The organism is Pandoraea thiooxydans, from assembly GCF_001931675.1.
Lineage (GTDB): Bacteria > Pseudomonadota > Gammaproteobacteria > Burkholderiales > Burkholderiaceae > Pandoraea > Pandoraea thiooxydans.
In genome coordinates, this window is record NZ_CP014839.1 from 4304289 (window position 1) to 4324065 (window position 19777).

Sequence of the window (19777 nt, forward strand, 5' to 3'; positions counted from 1 at the left end):
CATGAACCGGCCTGCGACCGGGAGGATGGTCTAGTTGGCTGGCGCATAAAATATTTAAAAAAGGTCTTGCCAAGGGGGGGGAGGTGGACTAATATCTCGCTTCTTCGCGAAGACGAGGTTGCTGTTAAGGGGCCGAGGCGGAAGTGAAGAGTGTTGATGGGATTGGCTGTGCGAGGAGTTGAGCGCGGCGCTGGCGAGAAAAAGTTAGCAAAAACCTGTTGACAGAAGCGAGTGTGAAGTAGATAATCTCGCTTCTCTGCTGCAAACGCAGCGACGCAAAAAACGAAGTGAAGTTGACGAGTTTTGAGCGAATGATCTTTAACAATTGAACAGCCGATAAGTGTGGGCGCTCGATGGCGAGTGCGCCTTCTTCGGAAGGTAGCTTTAAAAACATTGAGAGCTCACACGGTAAAGGTGAGTTGTGATTTTTGATCATGACTTGTCAGTACTTGAGTTGAGCGACCTATTCGATCGCGAGCGATCGCGAGAATAGAAAACAGTAACAGGTTTGAACTGAAGAGTTTGATCCTGGCTCAGATTGAACGCTGGCGGCATGCCTTACACATGCAAGTCGAACGGCAGCGCGGAGAGCTTGCTCTCTGGCGGCGAGTGGCGAACGGGTGAGTAATACATCGGAACGTGCCCTGTAGTGGGGGATAGCTCGGCGAAAGCCGGATTAATACCGCATAAGCTCTACGGAGGAAAGCGGGGGACCGCAAGGCCTCGTGCTATAGGAGCGGCCGATGGCAGATTAGCTAGTTGGTGAGGTAAAGGCTCACCAAGGCGACGATCTGTAGCTGGTCTGAGAGGACGACCAGCCACACTGGGACTGAGACACGGCCCAGACTCCTACGGGAGGCAGCAGTGGGGAATTTTGGACAATGGGCGAAAGCCTGATCCAGCAATGCCGCGTGTGTGAAGAAGGCCTTCGGGTTGTAAAGCACTTTTGTTCGGGAAGAAAGTATTCGTGCTAATACCATGGATAGATGACGGTACCGGAAGAATAAGCACCGGCTAACTACGTGCCAGCAGCCGCGGTAATACGTAGGGTGCGAGCGTTAATCGGAATTACTGGGCGTAAAGCGTGCGCAGGCGGTTTTGTAAGACAGATGTGAAATCCCCGGGCTTAACCTGGGAACTGCATTTGTGACTGCAAGGCTAGAGTATGGCAGAGGGGGGTAGAATTCCACGTGTAGCAGTGAAATGCGTAGAGATGTGGAGGAATACCGATGGCGAAGGCAGCCCCCTGGGCCAATACTGACGCTCATGCACGAAAGCGTGGGGAGCAAACAGGATTAGATACCCTGGTAGTCCACGCCCTAAACGATGTCAACTAGTTGTTGGGGATTCATTTCCTTAGTAACGTAGCTAACGCGTGAAGTTGACCGCCTGGGGAGTACGGTCGCAAGATTAAAACTCAAAGGAATTGACGGGGACCCGCACAAGCGGTGGATGATGTGGATTAATTCGATGCAACGCGAAAAACCTTACCTACCCTTGACATGTACGGAATCCTGCTGAGAGGTGGGAGTGCTCGAAAGAGAACCGTAACACAGGTGCTGCATGGCTGTCGTCAGCTCGTGTCGTGAGATGTTGGGTTAAGTCCCGCAACGAGCGCAACCCTTGTCCTTAGTTGCTACGCAAGGGCACTCTAAGGAGACTGCCGGTGACAAACCGGAGGAAGGTGGGGATGACGTCAAGTCCTCATGGCCCTTATGGGTAGGGCTTCACACGTCATACAATGGTCGGTACAGAGGGCTGCCAAACCGCGAGGTGGAGCTAACCCCAGAAAACCGATCGTAGTCCGGATTGCAGTCTGCAACTCGACTGCATGAAGCTGGAATCGCTAGTAATCGCGGATCAGCATGTCGCGGTGAATACGTTCCCGGGTCTTGTACACACCGCCCGTCACACCATGGGAGTGGGTTTTACCAGAAGTAGGTAGCCTAACCGCAAGGAGGGCGCTTACCACGGTAGGATTCATGACTGGGGTGAAGTCGTAACAAGGTAGCCGTATCGGAAGGTGCGGCTGGATCACCTCCTTTCTAGAGCATGCGCTTAAAGTTGAGCGTTCACGCTTATCGGTTGTTTGACTGCATAGAAATGTGAAACGAGAAACGTGAAACGTTTTGGAATGTTTCGCATTTTGCCCGTCACATTTTTAGAGTGTGAGGGGTCTGTAGCTCAGGTGGTTAGAGCACACGCTTGATAAGCGTGGGGTCGTAGGTTCAAGTCCTACCAGACCCACCATCGAACCCGACATTGGGGGCATAGCTCAGCTGGGAGAGCACCTGCTTTGCAAGCAGGGGGTCGTCGGTTCGATCCCGTCTGCCTCCACCAATACCTGAGTTGCTAGTCGTGAGCGCTTGCTGAGCGCTCACGACTGGCAATAGCTAGTGCAGTTAAGCAGTATGGCTGTTCGTTCTTTAACAATCTGGAAGAAATAGTAGTGCATTGTAAGCGTCCCCGAGATGAGACGTGAGCAATGCATGGGTTGTGATTGTATCAACCAGTATTTAAGTGATCTTAAAGTCACTTGGAATACGGCACAACGCGAGAACTCAACCTGTGACGAGACATACTCGTTATAGGGTCAAGCGAATAAGTGCATGTGGTGGATGCCTTGGCGATCACAGGCGATGAAGGACGTGGTAGCCTGCGAAAAGTTGTGGGGAGCTGGCAAACGAGCTTTGATCCACAAATGTCCGAATGGGGAAACCCGGCCCGTATGGGTCATCCTTGGCTGAATACATAGGCCAAGCGAAGCGAACGCGGTGAACTGAAACATCTAAGTAGCCGCAGGAAAAGAAATCAACCGAGATTCCCAAAGTAGTGGCGAGCGAAATGGGAAGAGCCTGCAAGATTTAGCATCGGTGTTAGCGGAACGGCATGGAAAGGCCGGCCATAGCGGGTGATAGCCCCGTACGCGAAAACCCTGGTGTGGAACTAAGCTTGCGACAAGTAGGGCGGGACACGTGAAATCCTGTCTGAAGATGGGGGGACCATCCTCCAAGGCTAAATACTCGTGATCGACCGATAGTGAACCAGTACCGTGAGGGAAAGGCGAAAAGAACCCCGGGAGGGGAGTGAAATAGATCCTGAAACCGCATGCATACAAACAGTCGGAGCCTCGTAAGGGGTGACGGCGTACCTTTTGTATAATGGGTCAGCGACTTACGTTCAGTAGCAAGCTTAACCGTATAGGGAAGGCGTAGCGAAAGCGAGTCCGAATAGGGCGTTCAGTTGCTGGGCGTAGACCCGAAACCAGACGATCTATCCATGGCCAGGATGAAGGTGCGGTAACACGTACTGGAGGTCCGAACCCACTAGTGTTGAAAAACTAGGGGATGAGCTGTGGATAGGGGTGAAAGGCTAAACAAGTCTGGAAATAGCTGGTTCTCTCCGAAAACTATTTAGGTAGTGCCTCGTGTATCACCTTCGGGGGTAGAGCACTGTCATGGTTGAGGGGTCCATTGCGGATTACCTCGCCATAGCAAACTCCGAATACCGAAGAGTGCAATCACGGGAGACAGACATCGGGTGCTAACGTCCGGTGTCAAGAGGGAAACAACCCAGACCGCCAGCTAAGGTCCCTAAGATTGGCTAAGTGGGAAACGAAGTGGGAAGGCTAAAACAGTCAGGAGGTTGGCTTAGAAGCAGCCACCCTTTAAAGAAAGCGTAATAGCTCACTGATCGAGTCGTCCTGCGCGGAAGATGTAACGGGGCTAAGCCAGTCACCGAAGCTGCGGATGCGTGCTTGCACGCATGGTAGGAGAGCGTTCTGTAAGCCTGTGAAGGTGTCTTGTAAAGGATGCTGGAGGTATCAGAAGTGCGAATGCTGACATGAGTAGCGATAAAGGGGGTGAAAGGCCCCCTCGCCGTAAGCCCAAGGTTTCCTACGCAACGTTCATCGGCGTAGGGTGAGTCGGCCCCTAAGGCGAGGCAGAGATGCGTAGCTGATGGGAAGCAGGTTAATATTCCTGCACCGTCGTATGATGCGATGGGGGGACGGATCGCGGAAGGTTGTCCGGGTGTTGGAAGTCCCGGTCCCTGCATTGGAGAAGGCAGTTAGGCAAATCCGGCTGCGTAATTCAAGGGTGTGGGGCGAGCGAACTTGTTCGCGAAGCAATTGGAAGTGGTTCCAAGAAAAGCCTCTAAGCTTCAGTCATACGAGACCGTACCGCAAACCGACACAGGTGGGCGAGATGAGTATTCTAAGGCGCTTGAGAGAACTCGGGAGAAGGAACTCGGCAAATTGGTACCGTAACTTCGGGATAAGGTACGCCCTGGTAGCTTGACTGTCCTGCGACAGAAGGGCAAAAGGGTTGCAATAAACTGGTGGCTGCGACTGTTTAATAAAAACACAGCACTCTGCAAACACGAAAGTGGACGTATAGGGTGTGACGCCTGCCCGGTGCCGGAAGATTAAATGATGGGGTGCAAGCTCTTGATTGAAGTCCCGGTAAACGGCGGCCGTAACTATAACGGTCCTAAGGTAGCGAAATTCCTTGTCGGGTAAGTTCCGACCTGCACGAATGGCGTAACGATGGCCACACTGTCTCCTCCCGAGACTCAGCGAAGTTGAAGTGTTTGTGATGATGCAATCTACCCGCGGCTAGACGGAAAGACCCCATGAACCTTTACTGTAGCTTTGCATTGGATTTTGAACCGGTCTGTGTAGGATAGGTGGGAGGCTTTGAAGCAGGAACGCTAGTTTCTGTGGAGCCGTCCTTGAAATACCACCCTGGCTTGTTTGAGGTTCTAACCTTGGCCCGTTATCCGGGTCGGGGACAGTGCATGGTAGGCAGTTTGACTGGGGCGGTCTCCTCCCAAAGTGTAACGGAGGAGTACGAAGGTACGCTAGGTACGGTCGGAAATCGTGCTGATAGTGCAATGGCAAAAGCGTGCTTAACTGCGAGACTGACAAGTCGAGCAGGTGCGAAAGCAGGTCATAGTGATCCGGTGGTTCTGTATGGAAGGGCCATCGCTCAACGGATAAAAGGTACTCTGGGGATAACAGGCTGATACCGCCCAAGAGTTCATATCGACGGCGGTGTTTGGCACCTCGATGTCGGCTCATCTCATCCTGGGGCTGTAGCCGGTCCCAAGGGTATGGCTGTTCGCCATTTAAAGAGGTACGTGAGCTGGGTTTAAAACGTCGTGAGACAGTTTGGTCCCTATCTGCCGTGGGCGTTGGAAGTTTGAGGGGGGCTGCTCCTAGTACGAGAGGACCGGAGTGGACGAACCTCTGGTGTACCGGTTGTCACGCCAGTGGCATCGCCGGGTAGCTATGTTCGGAAGAGATAACCGCTGAAAGCATCTAAGCGGGAAACTCGCCTCAAGATGAGACTTCCCTGGGAACTCGATTCCCCTGAAGGGTCGTTCAAGACCAGGACGTTGATAGGCTGGGTGTGGAAGCGCAGTAATGCGTTAAGCTAACCAGTACTAATTGCCCGTGAGGCTTGATCCTATAACCAGTATGTTTCAGGTTATTTGCGTCGTTGTGCCTCTGATCACAACCACACTACTAATTCTCCAGATTGGCCAGGCTGACTCACCTCAGCCAGGCAACAAGTCATGCCTGATGACCATAGCGAGTTGGAACCACCCCTTCCCATCCCGAACAGGACCGTGAAACGACTCCACGCCGATGATAGTGCGGATTGCCCGTGTGAAAGTAGGTAATCGTCAGGCTTCTACCCTGAAACCCCCAGCAACCAACGCTGGGGGTTTCGCTTTTTTATCGCGGAATTTATCGAAGTAGCCTCCGATCAGCCCACAAGATCGTCTCTTCGCACAAGTTACAGAGGTCTTCCGCTTGTTATTTGAAAATGAAGGGGGGGGGGCTGAAGGAAGTGGTTGACTTTCAATCGCTGATTGCCCATAATTGCAAGTTCTCTGCGGAGGGGTGCCCGAGTGGCTAAAGGGGGCAGACTGTAAATCTGTTGGCTTACGCCTACGTTGGTTCGAATCCAACCTCCTCCACCAAAATGCAGTTGTTGGTTCGCGGTAAAGGGAGCTAAGCGGGTGTAGCTCAATGGTAGAGCAGAAGCCTTCCAAGCTTATGACGAGGGTTCGATTCCCTTCACCCGCTCCAGGCATTTGCGCAGACTAATTTTTTGCCCATGTGGCTCAGTGGTAGAGCACTCCCTTGGTAAGGGAGAGGTCGGCAGTTCGATCCTGCCCATGGGCACCAAAGCATTGCCGCCGCTAGGCGTGCGCGAGTACGACGAAATCTAACCTGTTAGGAGTCGAAAATGGCAAAGGAAAAATTTTCGCGGACGAAGCCGCACGTGAACGTTGGGACGATTGGGCACGTTGACCATGGCAAGACGACGCTGACGGCGGCGATTGCGACGGTTCTGTCGTCGAAGTTTGGCGGAGAGGCGAAGAAGTACGACGAGATCGATGCGGCGCCGGAAGAGAAGGCTCGTGGGATCACGATCAACACGGCGCACGTGGAGTATGAGACGGAAAACCGCCACTATGCGCACGTTGACTGCCCTGGGCACGCCGACTATGTGAAGAACATGATCACGGGCGCCGCGCAGATGGACGGGGCGATCCTGGTGTGCTCGGCCGCGGACGGCCCGATGCCGCAGACGCGGGAACACATTCTGCTGGCGCGCCAAGTGGGCGTGCCGTACATCATCGTGTTCCTGAACAAGTGCGACATGGTTGATGATGCTGAGCTGCTCGAGCTGGTGGAAATGGAAGTGCGCGAGCTGCTGAGCAAGTACGAATTTCCTGGCGACGACATTCCGATCATCAAGGGTTCGGCGAAGCTGGCGCTCGAAGGCGACAAGGGCGAGCTGGGCGAACAGGCGATCATGAAGCTGGCCGAAGCGCTGGACACGTACATCCCGACGCCGGAGCGTGCGGTCGATGGCGCGTTCCTGATGCCGATCGAAGACGTGTTCTCGATCTCGGGTCGCGGCACGGTGGTGACGGGTCGTATCGAGCGGGGTGTGGTCAAGGTTGGTGAGGAAATCGAAATCGTCGGTATCAAGCCGACGGTGAAGACGACCTGCACGGGCGTGGAAATGTTCCGCAAGCTGCTGGACCAAGGTCAGGCTGGCGACAATGTGGGTATTCTGCTGCGCGGCACCAAGCGCGAGGACGTGGAGCGTGGTCAAGTGTTGGCCAAGCCGGGTTCGATCACGCCGCACACGCATTTTGCGGCCGAAGTGTATGTTCTGAGCAAGGAAGAAGGTGGTCGCCACACGCCGTTCTTCAACAACTATCGTCCGCAGTTCTACTTCCGCACGACGGATGTGACCGGTTCGATCGAGTTGCCGGAGGGCAAGGAAATGGTGATGCCGGGCGACAACGTGGCCATTACGGTCAAGTTGATTGCGCCGATCGCGATGGAAGAGGGCCTGCGCTTCGCCATCCGTGAGGGTGGCCGCACCGTCGGCGCCGGCGTCGTCGCTAAAGTGATCGAGTAAAATCTAATACTTGATCTGCGCTTTTGAGGTCGGCCAATCGATTTAAATTGGCTGGCCTTTCTGCTGTTACAGGGGTATAGCTCAACTGGCAGAGCGTCGGTCTCCAAAACCGAAGGTTGGGGGTTCGATTCCCTCTGCCCCTGCCAATTTAACGCTGGCATCGAAATATGGCGAATTCACCTGTGGAAACTGTTCGGACCACCAGCGATAAGCTGTTGCTATTGCTTGCGGCCGTCCTGGTCGTCTTGGGTGTCGCCGCATTTTACGCGTTCGCCTTGCAATCTTTTTACGTCCGGCTAGGGGCTTTGATTGCCGGCGTTGCGCTGGGTGCTATTGTTGCTTTGATGTCGCAGTCAGGGAAGCGCTTCTTGGCATTCGCCAAAGATGCATACCGGGAAGTTGGGAAAGTGGTTTGGCCCACCCGCAAGGAAGCTACTCAGACGACAGCCATTGTGTTCGCATTTGTTGTCGTCATGGCCCTGTATCTTTGGCTCACCGACAAAGTCATTGAGTGGTCGGTTTTTTCCCTGATTCTTGGCTGGAAATGATATGACTGACGTTGATGCTGGGTCGGGGAAAAAGCGCTGGTATGTGGTGCACGCATACTCAGGCATGGAAAAGAGTGTTCAGCGTGCCTTGCAAGAGCGAATCGAGCGCGCAGGAATGCAGAGCCAGTTCGGCCGAATTCTGGTGCCGACCGAAGAGGTTGTTGAAATCAAGGGTGGTCACAAGTCGGTTACCGAGCGCCGTTTTTTTCCCGGCTACGTGCTCGTTGAAATGGAAATGACCGACGAGACGTGGCATTTGGTCAAAAACACCAATAAAGTGACTGGATTTGTCGGTGGTGCGCGTAATCGCCCCGTTCCGATTTCCGAGAAGGAAGTCGAGAAAATCATGTCGCAAATGCAGGAAGGGGTTGAGAAGCCGCGTCCCAAGACGCTGTTCGAGGTGGGTGAAATGGTCCGAGTTAAGGATGGCCCTTTCACCGATTTCAATGGCAGTGTTGACGAAGTCAATTACGAAAAATCCCGTCTGAGAGTGTCTGTTACGATTTTCGGGCGAGCGACACCGGTTGAGCTTGAGTTCGGCCAGGTCGAGAAACTGTAAGCGGTTTGTAGTTTGAAAGTTGCCGGCGGTTACGGCATTGAGGAGCGCTAGTAGCGGAACGGCGAACGCGCGTTACCACTCGTTTCGAATATGGGCCACATATTCGGCTAGGAGTCACTATGGCAAAGAAAATAATCGGCTTTATCAAACTGCAGATCCCTGCAGGTAAAGCGAACCCATCTCCCCCGGTTGGTCCTGCGCTGGGGCAGCGTGGCCTGAATATCATGGAGTTCTGTAAAGCGTTTAACGCGCAAACACAGGGCATGGAGCCTGGATTGCCGGTGCCGGTTGTTATTACCGCATACGCCGACAAGAGCTTCACTTTCATTCTCAAGACGCCGCCAGCAACTGTGCTGATTAAGAAGGCTGCGAAAATCGATAAGGGTTCGGCGAAGCCGCATACCGATAAAGTCGGCAAGATTACCCGCGCCCAAGCGGAGGAAATTGCGAAGACGAAGATGCCCGATCTTACCGCTGCAGACCTTGACGCAGCTGTTCGAACCATCGCCGGCAGTGCGCGGTCGATGGGTATCACGGTAGAGGGGGTATAAATGGCAAAGCTTTCCAAGCGGCAAAAGGCGATTGGCGAAAAAGTTGATCGCAACAAACTGTATGCCATCGAAGATGCCCTTTCCTTGGTCAAGGCATGCGCAACCGCTAAGTTCGATGAGTCCATTGATGTCGCCGTGCAGCTCGGCGTGGATGCGAAGAAATCGGATCAGGTTGTCCGTGGATCGGTCGTTTTGCCCGCAGGTACCGGTAAGGCTGTCCGCGTCGCTGTCTTTGCGCAGGGCGAAAAGGCTGAGCAGGCTCGCGCTGCGGGTGCCGAAGTGGTTGGGATGGAAGATCTCGCTGAGCAGGTCAAAGGCGGCAACATCAATTTTGACATAGTTATCGCCTCGCCGGATACCATGCGCGTTGTCGGGACTCTTGGGCAGATTCTCGGCCCGCGTGGATTGATGCCGAATCCGAAAGTCGGCACTGTGACGCCGGATGTCGCGACAGCCGTTAAGAACGCGAAAGCAGGGCAGGTGCAGTTCCGCGTCGACAAGGGCGGCATCATCCATGCGACGATTGGCCGCGCGTCGTTTGAACCTGCGGCCCTCAAGACCAATCTCGTTGCCTTGGTCGATGCGCTCAATAAAGCCAAACCCGCGACGAGCAAAGGTGCGTATCTGCGCAAGATCGCCTTGTCCAGCACGATGGGCGTTGGTGTGCGGGTGGATCAGAGCAGCCTGAGCGCTAGTTAAGATTTGTGTGCGAGAGTGCGCCGACCGTTGGGCTGGCCCTCTCGCCAAAAGAACTTTGGGCAGTAGGGTAGCTGACTACTGGTTATCAAAGACCGCTGGCGGGGTCTGTGTTGTTGGTGACTCCTTAAACCACAAGCCAGCGCAGATGGCGAACCCGAAATGGTTACGTAGTTCGAACTTGCCCTGCGAAAATCGTGGTGCTGTACGAATTCCTAACAGATCGGCCGCCGTTGATGGAAAAGGCGTCGTGATGGTCACGGCGTCAATTTTGGAGGTTAACCGTGGCACTTAACTTGGATGATAAGAAAGCCGTCGTGGCTGAGGTGGCGGCACAAGTTGCCGGCGCACAGACCGTCGTTCTGGCCGAATATCGCGGTATCACGGTTGGCGATCTGACGCAGTTGCGTGCGAAGGCACGCCAGCAAGGCGTTTATCTGCGCGTGTTGAAAAACACGCTGGCACGTCGTGCCGTGCAGGAAACTGCTTTTGCTGGTTTGGCCGAGCAGATGACGGGCCCGCTGATTTACGGTATGTCCGAAGATGCTGTTGCTGCGGCGAAAGTCCTCAACGACTTTTCCAAGACTAACGAAAAGTTGGTCCTTCGCGCGGGTTCCTATGACGGGCAGGTATTGGACAAGGCTGGCGTGCAAGCTCTGGCCAACATCCCGAGCCGCGAGGAATTGCTGGCGAAGCTGCTGGGCGTAATGCAAGCGCCGGTCTCCGGTTTTGCGCGCGCACTCGCTGCCTTGGCAGAAAAAAAGCAAGCGGAAGCTGCTTGATTTCTGCTTAGGCGAAAGTCGAATGATCGCTGACTTCGATCCGAATTAAATTAGGAGTTTTTCAAATGGCAATCACGAAAGAAGACATTCTCGAAGCCGTGGGCTCGATGTCGGTTATGGAACTGAATGACCTGGTGAAGGCATTCGAAGAGAAATTTGGTGTTTCCGCCGCCGCTCTGGCAGTGGCTGGCCCGGCGGGTGGCGGTGCTGCTCCGGCGGCCGAAGAGCAAACAGAATTCACCGTTGTGTTGGCCGAAGTCGGCAGCAACAAGGTTGGTGTGATTAAGGCGGTTCGCGAAATCACCGGTTTGGGCCTGAAAGAAGCCAAAGACTTGGTCGACGGCGCTCCGAAGCCCGTTAAGGAAGGTGTTGACAAGGCAGCTGCCGACGAAGCGAAGAAGAAACTGGAAGACGCCGGCGCGAAGGCTGAAATCAAGTAATTCGCTCTTCAAAGGGTGAAGGCTGGCGGTTTTTTGCCGTCAGCCTTTTGTACTTTGTGGGGCATATCGCTTAACCGCAAATTAGGTGATGTGAGTCGCGTCGAACTTATGTGAGGCGCACCTGAGAGGTCAAAGAAAAGGCGGGTGAGCTTTTTCTTTGTCTTCTGAAGCGACTGCAGAAGGCAAGTTTGGTCGGGCGATGGGCAACATAGGCATCCGTCGCCGTCAGCCAGCGGTTGGTAGCGGCCAACCACCAAGCTCGTCAGTCCGCGGCACTGTGCCGCGAAGACGTCTGGTCTCAGTCGATGAACACTCGGGTATTGGCCCGCCGAGCCTTACTCGCCGTGATTCGGAGATCGTAATGCACTATTCCTTCACAGAGAAGAAGCGTATTCGCAAAAGTTTTGCGAAACGTCCCACCGTGCACAAGGTTCCTTTTTTGCTGGCCACCCAGCTTGCCTCGTACACATCTTTCCTGCAGGCCGACGCTGTGCCGGCAGACCGTAAAAGTGAGGGCTTGCAAGCAGCATTCTCGTCTATCTTTCCGATTTCATCCCACAATGGTTTCGCTCGACTCGAGTTCGTGAGCTATGCGCTGGGAACGCCGGCATTCGATGTCAAAGAATGCCAGCAGCGTGGTTTGACTTTCTGTTCAGCGCTTCGCGCTCGGGTGCGCTTGGTTATTCTCGACAGAGAGTCGCCCAACAAGCCGGTCGTCAAGGAAGTCAAGGAGCAAGAGGTGTACATGGGCGAAATTCCGCTCATGACATCCACGGGTTCGTTCGTCATCAACGGTACGGAACGCGTCATCGTTTCGCAGTTGCACCGGTCGCCCGGCGTATTTTTCGAACACGACAAGGGGAAAACCCACAGTTCCGGGAAGCTATTGTTCTCCGCCCGGATCATTCCCTATCGTGGGTCCTGGCTCGACTTCGAGTTCGATCCGAAGGATATCCTTTACTTCCGCGTTGACCGTCGCCGCAAGATGCCGGTCACGATTTTGCTGAAAGCGATCGGGCAAACACCCGAGCAAATTCTGTCGCACTTCTTTGTTTTCGACAACTTTACGTTGATGCCCGAAGGCGCGCAGATGGAGTTCGTGCCAGAGCGTTTGCGTGGCGAGGTTGCTCGCTTTGACATCACTGACCGCGATGGCAATGTGATCGTCCAGAAGGACAAGCGGATCAACGCAAAGCATATTCGCGACCTTGAAAACGCAAAAACGAAATTTATTTCGGTACCCGAAGATTATCTCCTCGGTCGCGTGCTGGCCAAGAACGTGGTCGATGCCGATACCGGCGAGGTGATCGCCAACGCCAATGAAGAAATCGTGGAAGGCGTCCTGGCCAAGCTGCGTGAAGCGGGCGTAAAGGAAATCCAGACGCTGTACACCAACGATCTGGATCAGGGCCCCTACATTTCACAGACGCTGCGGGTGGATGAAACGGCGGATCAGACCGCAGCCCGAATCGCGATTTACCGGATGATGCGTCCGGGCGAGCCGCCGACCGAGGACGCGGTCGAGGCCCTGTTCAACCGTCTTTTCTACAGCGAAGATGCATACGATCTGTCCAAGGTCGGTCGTATGAAATTCAACCGGCGTGTCGGGCGCGACGAAGTGCTCGGGCCGATGACGCTGACCGACGACGATATTCTCGCCACCATCAAGATTTTGGTGGATCTGCGTAACGGCAAAGGCGAAGTCGACGACATTGATCACTTGGGCAATCGTCGGGTGCGGTGTGTCGGTGAACTCGCGGAAAACCAATTCCGCGCTGGGTTGGTGCGTGTCGAACGGGCTGTCAAGGAACGGCTGGGGCAGGCGGAAAGCGAAAATCTGATGCCGCACGATCTGATCAACAGCAAGCCGATTTCCTCGGCGATTCGTGAGTTCTTCGGCTCGTCGCAGCTGTCCCAGTTCATGGACCAGACGAACCCGCTGTCCGAAATCACACACAAGCGGCGTGTTTCGGCGCTTGGGCCGGGCGGCTTGACGCGCGAACGCGCGGGGTTCGAGGTGCGCGACGTGCATCCGACTCACTATGGTCGCGTCTGTCCGATTGAAACACCGGAAGGCCCGAACATTGGGCTCATTAATTCGCTCGCTCTGTACGCGCGTCTGAACGAATATGGCTTTCTCGAAACGCCCTATCGCAAGGTCGAGGATAGCAAGGTGACGGACCAGATCGATTACCTGTCGGCAATCGAGGAGGGTCGCTATGTCATTGCGCAGGCCAATGCGACGATGGATGCCCAGGGCAAACTGATCGACGAGCTGGTGTCATCGCGCGAGGCCGGTGAAACGCTGATGGTCACGCCTGATCGCGTTCAGTATATGGATGTCGCGCCGTCACAGATCGTGTCGGTGGCAGCATCGCTGATCCCGTTCCTTGAGCATGACGATGCCAATCGCGCGTTGATGGGATCGAACATGCAGCGGCAAGCGGTGCCGTGCCTGCGGCCTGAAAAGGCGCTGGTCGGTACGGGTGTCGAGCGTACCGTTGCCGTCGACTCCGGCACGACGGTTCAAGCGTTCCGCGGTGGCGTGGTCGATTATGTCGATGCAGGACGGATCGTCATTCGCGTAAACGATGATGAAGCCGTTGCCGGCGAAGTGGGTGTCGACATCTACAACCTCATCAAATATACGCGTTCGAACCAGAACACAAACATCAACCAGCGGCCGATCGTCGAAGTTGGCGATAAGGTCGAGCGCGGTGACGTGATCGCCGACGGCGCATCGACTGACCTGGGTGAGCTGGCACTGGGCCAGAACATGCTGGTCGCCTTCATGCCCTGGAACGGCTATAACTTCGAGGATTCGATCCTGATCTCGGAGCGCGTCGTTGCCGAAGACCGCTACACCTCGATTCATATTGAGGAACTGAATGTCGTTGCGCGCGACACCAAGCTCGGGCCGGAGGAAATTACGCGCGACATCTCGAATCTCGCCGAAGTGCAATTGGCACGTCTTGACGAGTCGGGCATCGTCTACATCGGCGCCGAGGTCGAGGCGGGTGACGTACTGGTCGGCAAGGTCACGCCGAAGGGCGAAACCCAGCTCACTCCTGAAGAAAAGCTGCTGCGCGCGATTTTTGGTGAAAAAGCGTCCGACGTGAAGGATACGTCGCTGCGCGTGCCGTCCGGCATGAGCGGCACTGTGATCGACGTGCAGGTCTTCACGCGTGAGGGTATTCAGCGCGATAAGCGGGCTCAGCAAATTATCGATGACGAGCTCAAACGCTACCGCCTGGACCTGAACGATCAGTTGCGTATTGTCGAAGGCGACGCGTTCCATCGGATCGAACGCCTGCTGGTCGGCAAGGTCGTCAATGGTGGTCCGAAGAAGCTTGCAAAGGGCGCGAAAATCACCAAGGAATATCTGGCTGATCTGGATCGGTATCACTGGTTTGATATTCGTGTGGCCGATGAAGAGGTGGCTGCACAGCTCGAAGCCGTCAAGGAATCCATCGAGCAGAAGCGCCATCAATTCGATCTCGCTTTTGAAGAGAAGCGCAAAAAGCTGACCCAAGGCGATGAGCTGCCGCCGGGTGTGCTCAAGATGGTCAAGGTCTACCTGGCGGTCAAACGACGTTTGCAGCCTGGTGACAAGATGGCCGGCCGTCACGGTAACAAGGGTGTCGTGTCGAAGATCGTGCCGATCGAGGACATGCCCTACATGGCCGATGGCACACCTGCCGACATCGTGCTCAACCCGCTCGGCGTGCCGTCGCGGATGAACGTGGGTCAGATTCTCGAAACCCATTTGGGCTGGGCGGCCAAGGGGCTGGGGCATCGCATCGGCGACATGCTGCGCGCCCAGGCGAAAGCTTCCGAGCTGCGTAAATTCATGACGCAAATTTACAACGAAAGCGGTCATCCGGAAGATATCGATGGCTTCTCCGACGCCGAAGTACTGGAGTTGGCGAAAAATCTTCAGAAGGGGGTACCGTTCGCCACGCCGGTGTTCGATGGTGCCCACGAAGAGGAAATCCATCGAGCACTTGATCTGGGTTATCCCGCCGAGATCGCGCAGCAACTCGGCATGACCCCGTCGAAGAATCAGGTCACGCTGTTTGACGGACGCACGGGTGAGGCTTTCGAGCGCCCGGTGACGGTCGGATACATGCACATGTTGAAGCTGCATCACTTGGTCGATGACAAGATGCACGCGCGCTCGACCGGTCCGTACTCGCTGGTGACGCAGCAACCGCTGGGCGGCAAGGCGCAATTCGGTGGCCAGCGCTTCGGTGAGATGGAGGTCTGGGCGCTGGAAGCCTATGGCGCCTCCTACGTGCTGCAGGAAATGCTGACGGTGAAGTCGGATGATGTGAACGGTCGGACCAAGGTTTATGAAAACCTGGTCAAGGGCGATCACGTGATCGATGCCGGTATGCCCGAGTCGTTCAACGTGCTGGTCAAGGAAATCCGCTCGCTGGGCATTGACATCGACCTTGAGCGCTTTTAAGCGACGTGATCAGGATATAGGAGAAAGCAATGAAAGCTTTGCTCGATCTATTTAAGCAAGTTCAGCAAGACGAACAGTTTGACGCGATCAAGATCGGTCTGGCCTCGCCTGACAAGATCCGGTCGTGGTCGTTCGGGGAAGTGAAGAAGCCGGAAACCATCAATTACCGGACCTTCAAGCCGGAACGCGACGGTCTGTTCTGCGCCAAGATTTTTGGCCCGATCAAAGACTATGAGTGCCTGTGCGGCAAGTACAAGCGTTTGAAGCACCGTGGCGTAATTTGCGAGAAGTGCGGCGTTGAAGTCACGCTGGCGAAGGTGCGCCGCGAACGCATGGGCCACATCGAGTTGGCTTCGCCGGTCGCGCACATCTGGTTCTTGAAATCGCTGCCGTCGCGCCTGGGCATGGTGCTCGACATGACGCTGCGCGACATCGAGCGCGTGTTGTATTTCGAAGCTTATGTTGTGCTCGACCCCGGTATGACGCCGCTCAAGCGTTGCCAGATCATGACCGAGGAAGACTATTACAACAAGGTCGAGGAATATGGCGACGAGTTCCGTGCTTCGATGGGAGCGGAAGGCGTACGCGAACTGCTGCGTTCGATTGACATCGATGCCCAGGTCGAACACTTGCGCGCCGAGCTGCAAGCGACTGGCTCCGAAGCCAAGATCAAAAAGTATGCAAAGCGCCTGAAGGTGCTCGAGGCATTCCAGCGTTCCGGCATCAAGCCGGAATGGATGGTGCTGGAGGTGCTGCCGGTGCTGCCGCCGGAGTTGCGCCCGTTGGTGCCGCTCGATGGTGGTCGTTTCGCGACATCGGACCTGAACGATCTGTACCGTCGCGTGATCAACCGGAACAACCGGTTGAAGCGGCTGCTCGAGCTGAAGGCGCCGGACATCATCGTGCGCAACGAGAAGCGGATGCTGCAGGAATCGGTCGATTCGCTGCTCGACAACGGCCGTCGCGGTAAAGCGATGACTGGGGCCAACAAGCGTCCGCTGAAATCGCTCGCCGACATGATCAAGGGCAAGAGCGGCCGTTTCCGCCAAAACTTGCTGGGCAAGCGCGTTGACTATTCGGGCCGGTCGGTGATTACCGTGGGCCCGACCCTCAAGCTGCATCAGTGCGGGCTGCCCAAGTTGATGGCGCTCGAGTTGTTCAAACCCTTCATTTTCCACAAGCTGGAAGTGCTGGGCGTGGCGACCACCATCAAGGCCGCCAAGAAGGAAGTCGAGAATCAAACACCGATCGTCTGGGACATCCTGGAAGAGGTGATTCGCGAACATCCGATCATGCTCAACCGCGCGCCGACTCTGCACCGCCTGGGCATTCAGGCGTTCGAGCCGGTGTTGATCGAAGGCAAGGCCATTCAGCTGCACCCGCTGGTCTGCGCGGCATTCAACGCCGACTTCGACGGTGACCAGATGGCTGTGCACGTCCCGCTGTCGCTGGAAGCACAGTTGGAAGCGCGCACCCTGATGCTGGCTTCGAACAACGTGCTGTTCCCCGCGAACGGCGATCCGTCGATCGTGCCGTCGCAGGATATCGTGCTGGGGCTGTACTACGCGACGCGCGACAAAATCAACGGCAAGGGCGAAGGGTTGACCTTTGCCGACGTCAGCGAGGCGCTGCGGGCATACGACAACAAGGAAGTCGAACTGACTTCCCGGGTCAATGTTCGAATCGTCGAGTACGATGTCGATGCTGAAACCGGTGAGAAAACCCGCAAGATCACGCTGTATCCGACGACTGTCGGTCGCGCCATCCTGTCGGAGATTCTGCCTGCTGGCCTGCCGTTCTCGGTATTGAACAAGTCGCTGAAGAAGAAGGAAATCTCGCGCCTCATCAACACGGCGTTCCGCCGTTGCGGTCTCCGCGAGACGGTGATTTTCGTCGACAAGCTGATGCAATCGGGCTTCCGCCTGGCTACGCGCGCCGGCATTTCCATTTGCGTGGACGACATGCTGGTGCCGACCAAGAAGGAAGAGATCATTTCCGAGGCAGCCAGGAAGGTGAAGGAATACGACCGTCAGTACATGTCCGGTCTGGTGACGGCGCAAGAGCGTTATAACAACGTGGTCGACATCTGGGGTGCAACTGGCGACGTGGTTGGCAAGGCGATGATGGAGCAACTGTCGTCGGAAGAGGTGATTGACCGCGACGGCAAGAAGGTGCGTCAGGAGTCCTTCAACTCGATTTACATGATGGCCGACTCGGGCGCGCGCGGTTCCGCGGCGCAGATTCGTCAGCTTGCCGGGATGCGGGGCTTGATGGCCAAGCCGGACGGTTCGATTATCGAAACGCCGATTACCGCGAACTTCCGCGAAGGCCTGAACGTGCTGCAGTACTTCATTTCGACGCACGGCGCGCGTAAGGGTTTGGCTGATACGGCTCTGAAGACCGCGAACTCGGGTTACCTGACCCGCCGGCTGGTTGACGTCACACAGGATCTGGTCGTGGTCGAGGATGACTGCGGCACTTCCAATGGCGTGGCCATGAAAGCGCTGGTCGAAGGTGGTGAGGTCGTCGAGGCGCTCAAGGACCGGATTCTCGGTCGGGTCGCTGTGGTCGACGTCGTCAATCCGGAAACCCAAGAGACCGTGTTCGAGGCGGGCACGTTGCTCGACGAGGACGCGGTGGAAGAAATCGAGCGCCTGGGTATCGACGAGGTCCGCGTGCGCACCCCGTTGACTTGCGATACGCGCTACGGCCTGTGCGCCAAATGCTATGGCCGCGATCTGGGGCGTGGATCGCTGGTGAACGTCGGCGAGGCGGTGGGTGTGATTGCCGCTCAGTCGATCGGTGAACCGGGCACGCAGCTCACCATGCGTACGTTCCACATCGGCGGTGCAGCGTCGCGTGCCGCTGTCGCATCGAATGTCGAAGCGAAGTCGAACGGTATGGTGCGCTTCACGGCAACCATGCGGTATGTGACTAACGGCAAGGGCGAACAGATCGTGATCTCGCGATCGGGCGAGGTCATGATTACGGATGACCACGGCCGCGAGCGTGAGCGCCATAAGATCCCCTACGGTGCAACGTTGCTGCAACTCGACGGCGTGACGGTGAAGGCCGGCACCCAGCTGGCGACGTGGGATCCGTTGACTCGACCGATCATCACCGAGCATGGCGGCACGGTGAAATTCGAAAACGTCGAGGAAGGCGTCACCGTTGCCAAGCAAATCGATGACGTCACCGGGTTGTCGACCCTGGTCGTGATCGATCCGAAACGTCGTGGCCCCACCAGCAAGAATGTACGCCCGCAGGTCAAGTTGCTGGACGAAAACGGCGAAGAGGTCAAGATCCCCGGCACCGATCACGCGGTAACGATCGGCTTCCAGGTGGGCGCACTGATCACCGTGAAGGATGGTCAACAAGTCCACATCGGCGAAGTGCTTGCCCGGATCCCGACCGAGTCGCAGAAAACGCGTGACATTACCGGCGGTTTGCCGCGCGTGGCCGAGTTGTTCGAAGCGCGCTCACCGAAGGATGCCGGCATTCTGGCCGAGGTCACGGGGACGGTCTCGTTCGGCAAGGACACCAAGGGCAAGCAACGTCTGGTCATTACCGACCTTGACGGGAACCAGCACGAATTCCTGATTCCGAAGGACAAGCAGGTGTTGGTGCACGATGGTCAGGTGGTCAACAAGGGTGAAATGATCGTGGACGGCCCCGCCGATCCGCATGACATTTTGCGCTTGCAGGGCATCGAAGCATTGGCGCGCTATATCGTCGATGAAGTGCAGGACGTGTATCGCCTGCAAGGCGTGAAGATCAACGACAAGCACATCGAGGTGATCGTTCGCCAGATGCTGCGTCGGGTTCAAATCGTCGATGCGGGCGACACACGATTCATTCCCGGCGAGCAGGTCGAGCGTTCCGAAATGCTCGATCAGAACGACCTGGTCAATGCGGATAACAAGCGTCCGGCGGTGTACGACAACGTATTGCTGGGGATCACGAAGGCATCTTTGTCGACCGATTCGTTCATTTCCGCTGCATCGTTCCAGGAAACCACGCGTGTCCTGACCGAGGCGGCGATCATGGGCAAGAAGGACGATTTGCGCGGCCTGAAGGAGAACGTAATCGTCGGCCGTCTGATCCCTGCTGGTACCGGACTGGCATTCCACAAGGCCCGCAAGGCCAGGGAGTTGTCCGACCGCGAACGCTTCGATCAAATCGCTGCGGAAGAGGCGTTCGAACCGATGCCGTCCTCGCTCGAGGAGCCGGCCGCAGAGTGATACCGCGGCTGTATGTATCTGTTGTGTAGTACGGGAAGGACGCT

The 19777-nt window shown here is 56.0% G+C and carries 10 protein-coding genes, 6 tRNA genes and 3 rRNA genes; 18 read left to right on the top strand and 1 reads right to left on the bottom strand.

The features are described 5' to 3' along the window. Window positions 1-124 precede the first annotated feature (124 nt). Window positions 125-436, bottom strand: a complete 312-nt coding sequence (locus PATSB16_RS20970) for a hypothetical protein (protein ID WP_156884521.1) — start codon at window positions 434-436, stop codon at window positions 125-127. A 74-nt stretch (window positions 437-510) separates the two neighbouring features. On the opposite strand from PATSB16_RS20970, the gene PATSB16_RS19880 reads away from it, so the two are divergent. From PATSB16_RS19880 to rpoC, 18 genes are all read left to right on the top strand, one after another. Beyond that, window positions 511-2045: ribosomal RNA gene (locus PATSB16_RS19880) — 16S ribosomal RNA — on the top strand. A gap of 128 nt (window positions 2046-2173) precedes the next feature. Next, a tRNA-Ile gene (locus tag PATSB16_RS19885) sits at window positions 2174-2250 on the top strand. A gap of 14 nt (window positions 2251-2264) precedes the next feature. Continuing rightward, a tRNA-Ala gene (locus PATSB16_RS19890) sits at window positions 2265-2340 on the top strand. Window positions 2341-2591: 251 nt separating this feature from the next. Continuing rightward, window positions 2592-5470 (top strand): 23S ribosomal RNA (locus PATSB16_RS19895). Between the two features lie 110 nt (window positions 5471-5580). Next, a 5S ribosomal RNA gene (gene rrf / locus PATSB16_RS19900) occupies window positions 5581-5694 on the top strand. The 16S, 23S and 5S rRNA genes sit together here with 5 tRNA genes alongside, the layout of an rRNA operon. 208 nt (window positions 5695-5902) lie before the next feature. After that, window positions 5903-5988, top strand: a tRNA-Tyr gene (locus PATSB16_RS19905). Between the two features lie 35 nt (window positions 5989-6023). After that, window positions 6024-6097: transfer RNA gene (locus PATSB16_RS19910), tRNA-Gly, on the top strand. Between the two features lie 24 nt (window positions 6098-6121). Next, a tRNA-Thr gene (locus PATSB16_RS19915) sits at window positions 6122-6196 on the top strand. Between the two features lie 61 nt (window positions 6197-6257). Beyond that, window positions 6258-7448 carry an elongation factor Tu gene (gene tuf / locus PATSB16_RS19920; RefSeq protein WP_047215714.1) on the top strand — a complete coding sequence of 397 codons (1191 nt, stop codon included), beginning with the start codon at window positions 6258-6260 and terminating at the stop codon, window positions 7446-7448. 70 nt (window positions 7449-7518) lie between these two features. Further along, a tRNA-Trp gene (locus PATSB16_RS19925) sits at window positions 7519-7594 on the top strand. 21 nt (window positions 7595-7615) lie between these two features. Next, window positions 7616-7996 carry a preprotein translocase subunit SecE gene (gene secE / locus PATSB16_RS19930; RefSeq protein WP_047215715.1) on the top strand — a complete coding sequence of 127 codons (381 nt, stop codon included), beginning with the start codon at window positions 7616-7618 and terminating at the stop codon, window positions 7994-7996. 1 nt (window position 7997) lies between these two features. Beyond that, window positions 7998-8555, top strand: coding sequence for a transcription termination/antitermination protein NusG (gene nusG, locus PATSB16_RS19935; protein ID WP_047215716.1), 558 nt, complete (start codon window positions 7998-8000; stop codon window positions 8553-8555). 119 nt (window positions 8556-8674) lie between these two features. Further along, entirely contained in the window at window positions 8675-9106 is a 432-nt protein-coding gene (gene rplK / locus PATSB16_RS19940) for a 50S ribosomal protein L11 (protein ID WP_047215717.1), read from the top strand. Next, a complete protein-coding gene (gene rplA / locus PATSB16_RS19945) occupies window positions 9107-9805 on the top strand; it encodes a 50S ribosomal protein L1 (protein ID WP_047215718.1) in 699 nt (232 codons plus the stop codon). Between the two features lie 281 nt (window positions 9806-10086). Further along, window positions 10087-10584, top strand: coding sequence for a 50S ribosomal protein L10 (gene rplJ, locus PATSB16_RS19950; RefSeq protein WP_047215719.1), 498 nt, complete (start codon window positions 10087-10089; stop codon window positions 10582-10584). A 65-nt stretch (window positions 10585-10649) separates the two neighbouring features. Further along, a complete protein-coding gene (rplL, locus tag PATSB16_RS19955; protein WP_047215720.1) occupies window positions 10650-11024 on the top strand; it encodes a 50S ribosomal protein L7/L12 in 375 nt (124 codons plus the stop codon). A gap of 361 nt (window positions 11025-11385) precedes the next feature. Further along, window positions 11386-15492, top strand: coding sequence for a DNA-directed RNA polymerase subunit beta (gene rpoB / locus PATSB16_RS19960; protein WP_047215721.1), 4107 nt, complete (start codon window positions 11386-11388; stop codon window positions 15490-15492). 29 nt (window positions 15493-15521) lie between these two features. Continuing rightward, complete coding sequence (rpoC, locus tag PATSB16_RS19965; protein WP_047215722.1) at window positions 15522-19733, top strand: DNA-directed RNA polymerase subunit beta'; 4212 nt, start codon at window positions 15522-15524, stop codon at window positions 19731-19733. Window positions 19734-19777 lie beyond the last annotated feature (44 nt).

Coding starts and splice junctions, on each gene's coding strand:
- rpoB (WP_047215721.1), top strand. CDS start 11,386: ATGCACTATTCCTTCACAGAGAAGAAGCGTATTCGCAAAAGTTTTGCG.
- tuf (WP_047215714.1), top strand. CDS start 6,258: ATGGCAAAGGAAAAATTTTCGCGGACGAAGCCGCACGTGAACGTTGGG.
- rplL (WP_047215720.1), top strand. CDS start 10,650: ATGGCAATCACGAAAGAAGACATTCTCGAAGCCGTGGGCTCGATGTCG.
- rplA (WP_047215718.1), top strand. CDS start 9,107: ATGGCAAAGCTTTCCAAGCGGCAAAAGGCGATTGGCGAAAAAGTTGAT.
- nusG (WP_047215716.1), top strand. CDS start 7,998: ATGACTGACGTTGATGCTGGGTCGGGGAAAAAGCGCTGGTATGTGGTG.
- rpoC (WP_047215722.1), top strand. CDS start 15,522: ATGAAAGCTTTGCTCGATCTATTTAAGCAAGTTCAGCAAGACGAACAG.
- rplK (WP_047215717.1), top strand. CDS start 8,675: ATGGCAAAGAAAATAATCGGCTTTATCAAACTGCAGATCCCTGCAGGT.
- secE (WP_047215715.1), top strand. CDS start 7,616: ATGGCGAATTCACCTGTGGAAACTGTTCGGACCACCAGCGATAAGCTG.
- PATSB16_RS20970 (WP_156884521.1), bottom strand. CDS start 436: ATGATCAAAAATCACAACTCACCTTTACCGTGTGAGCTCTCAATGTTT.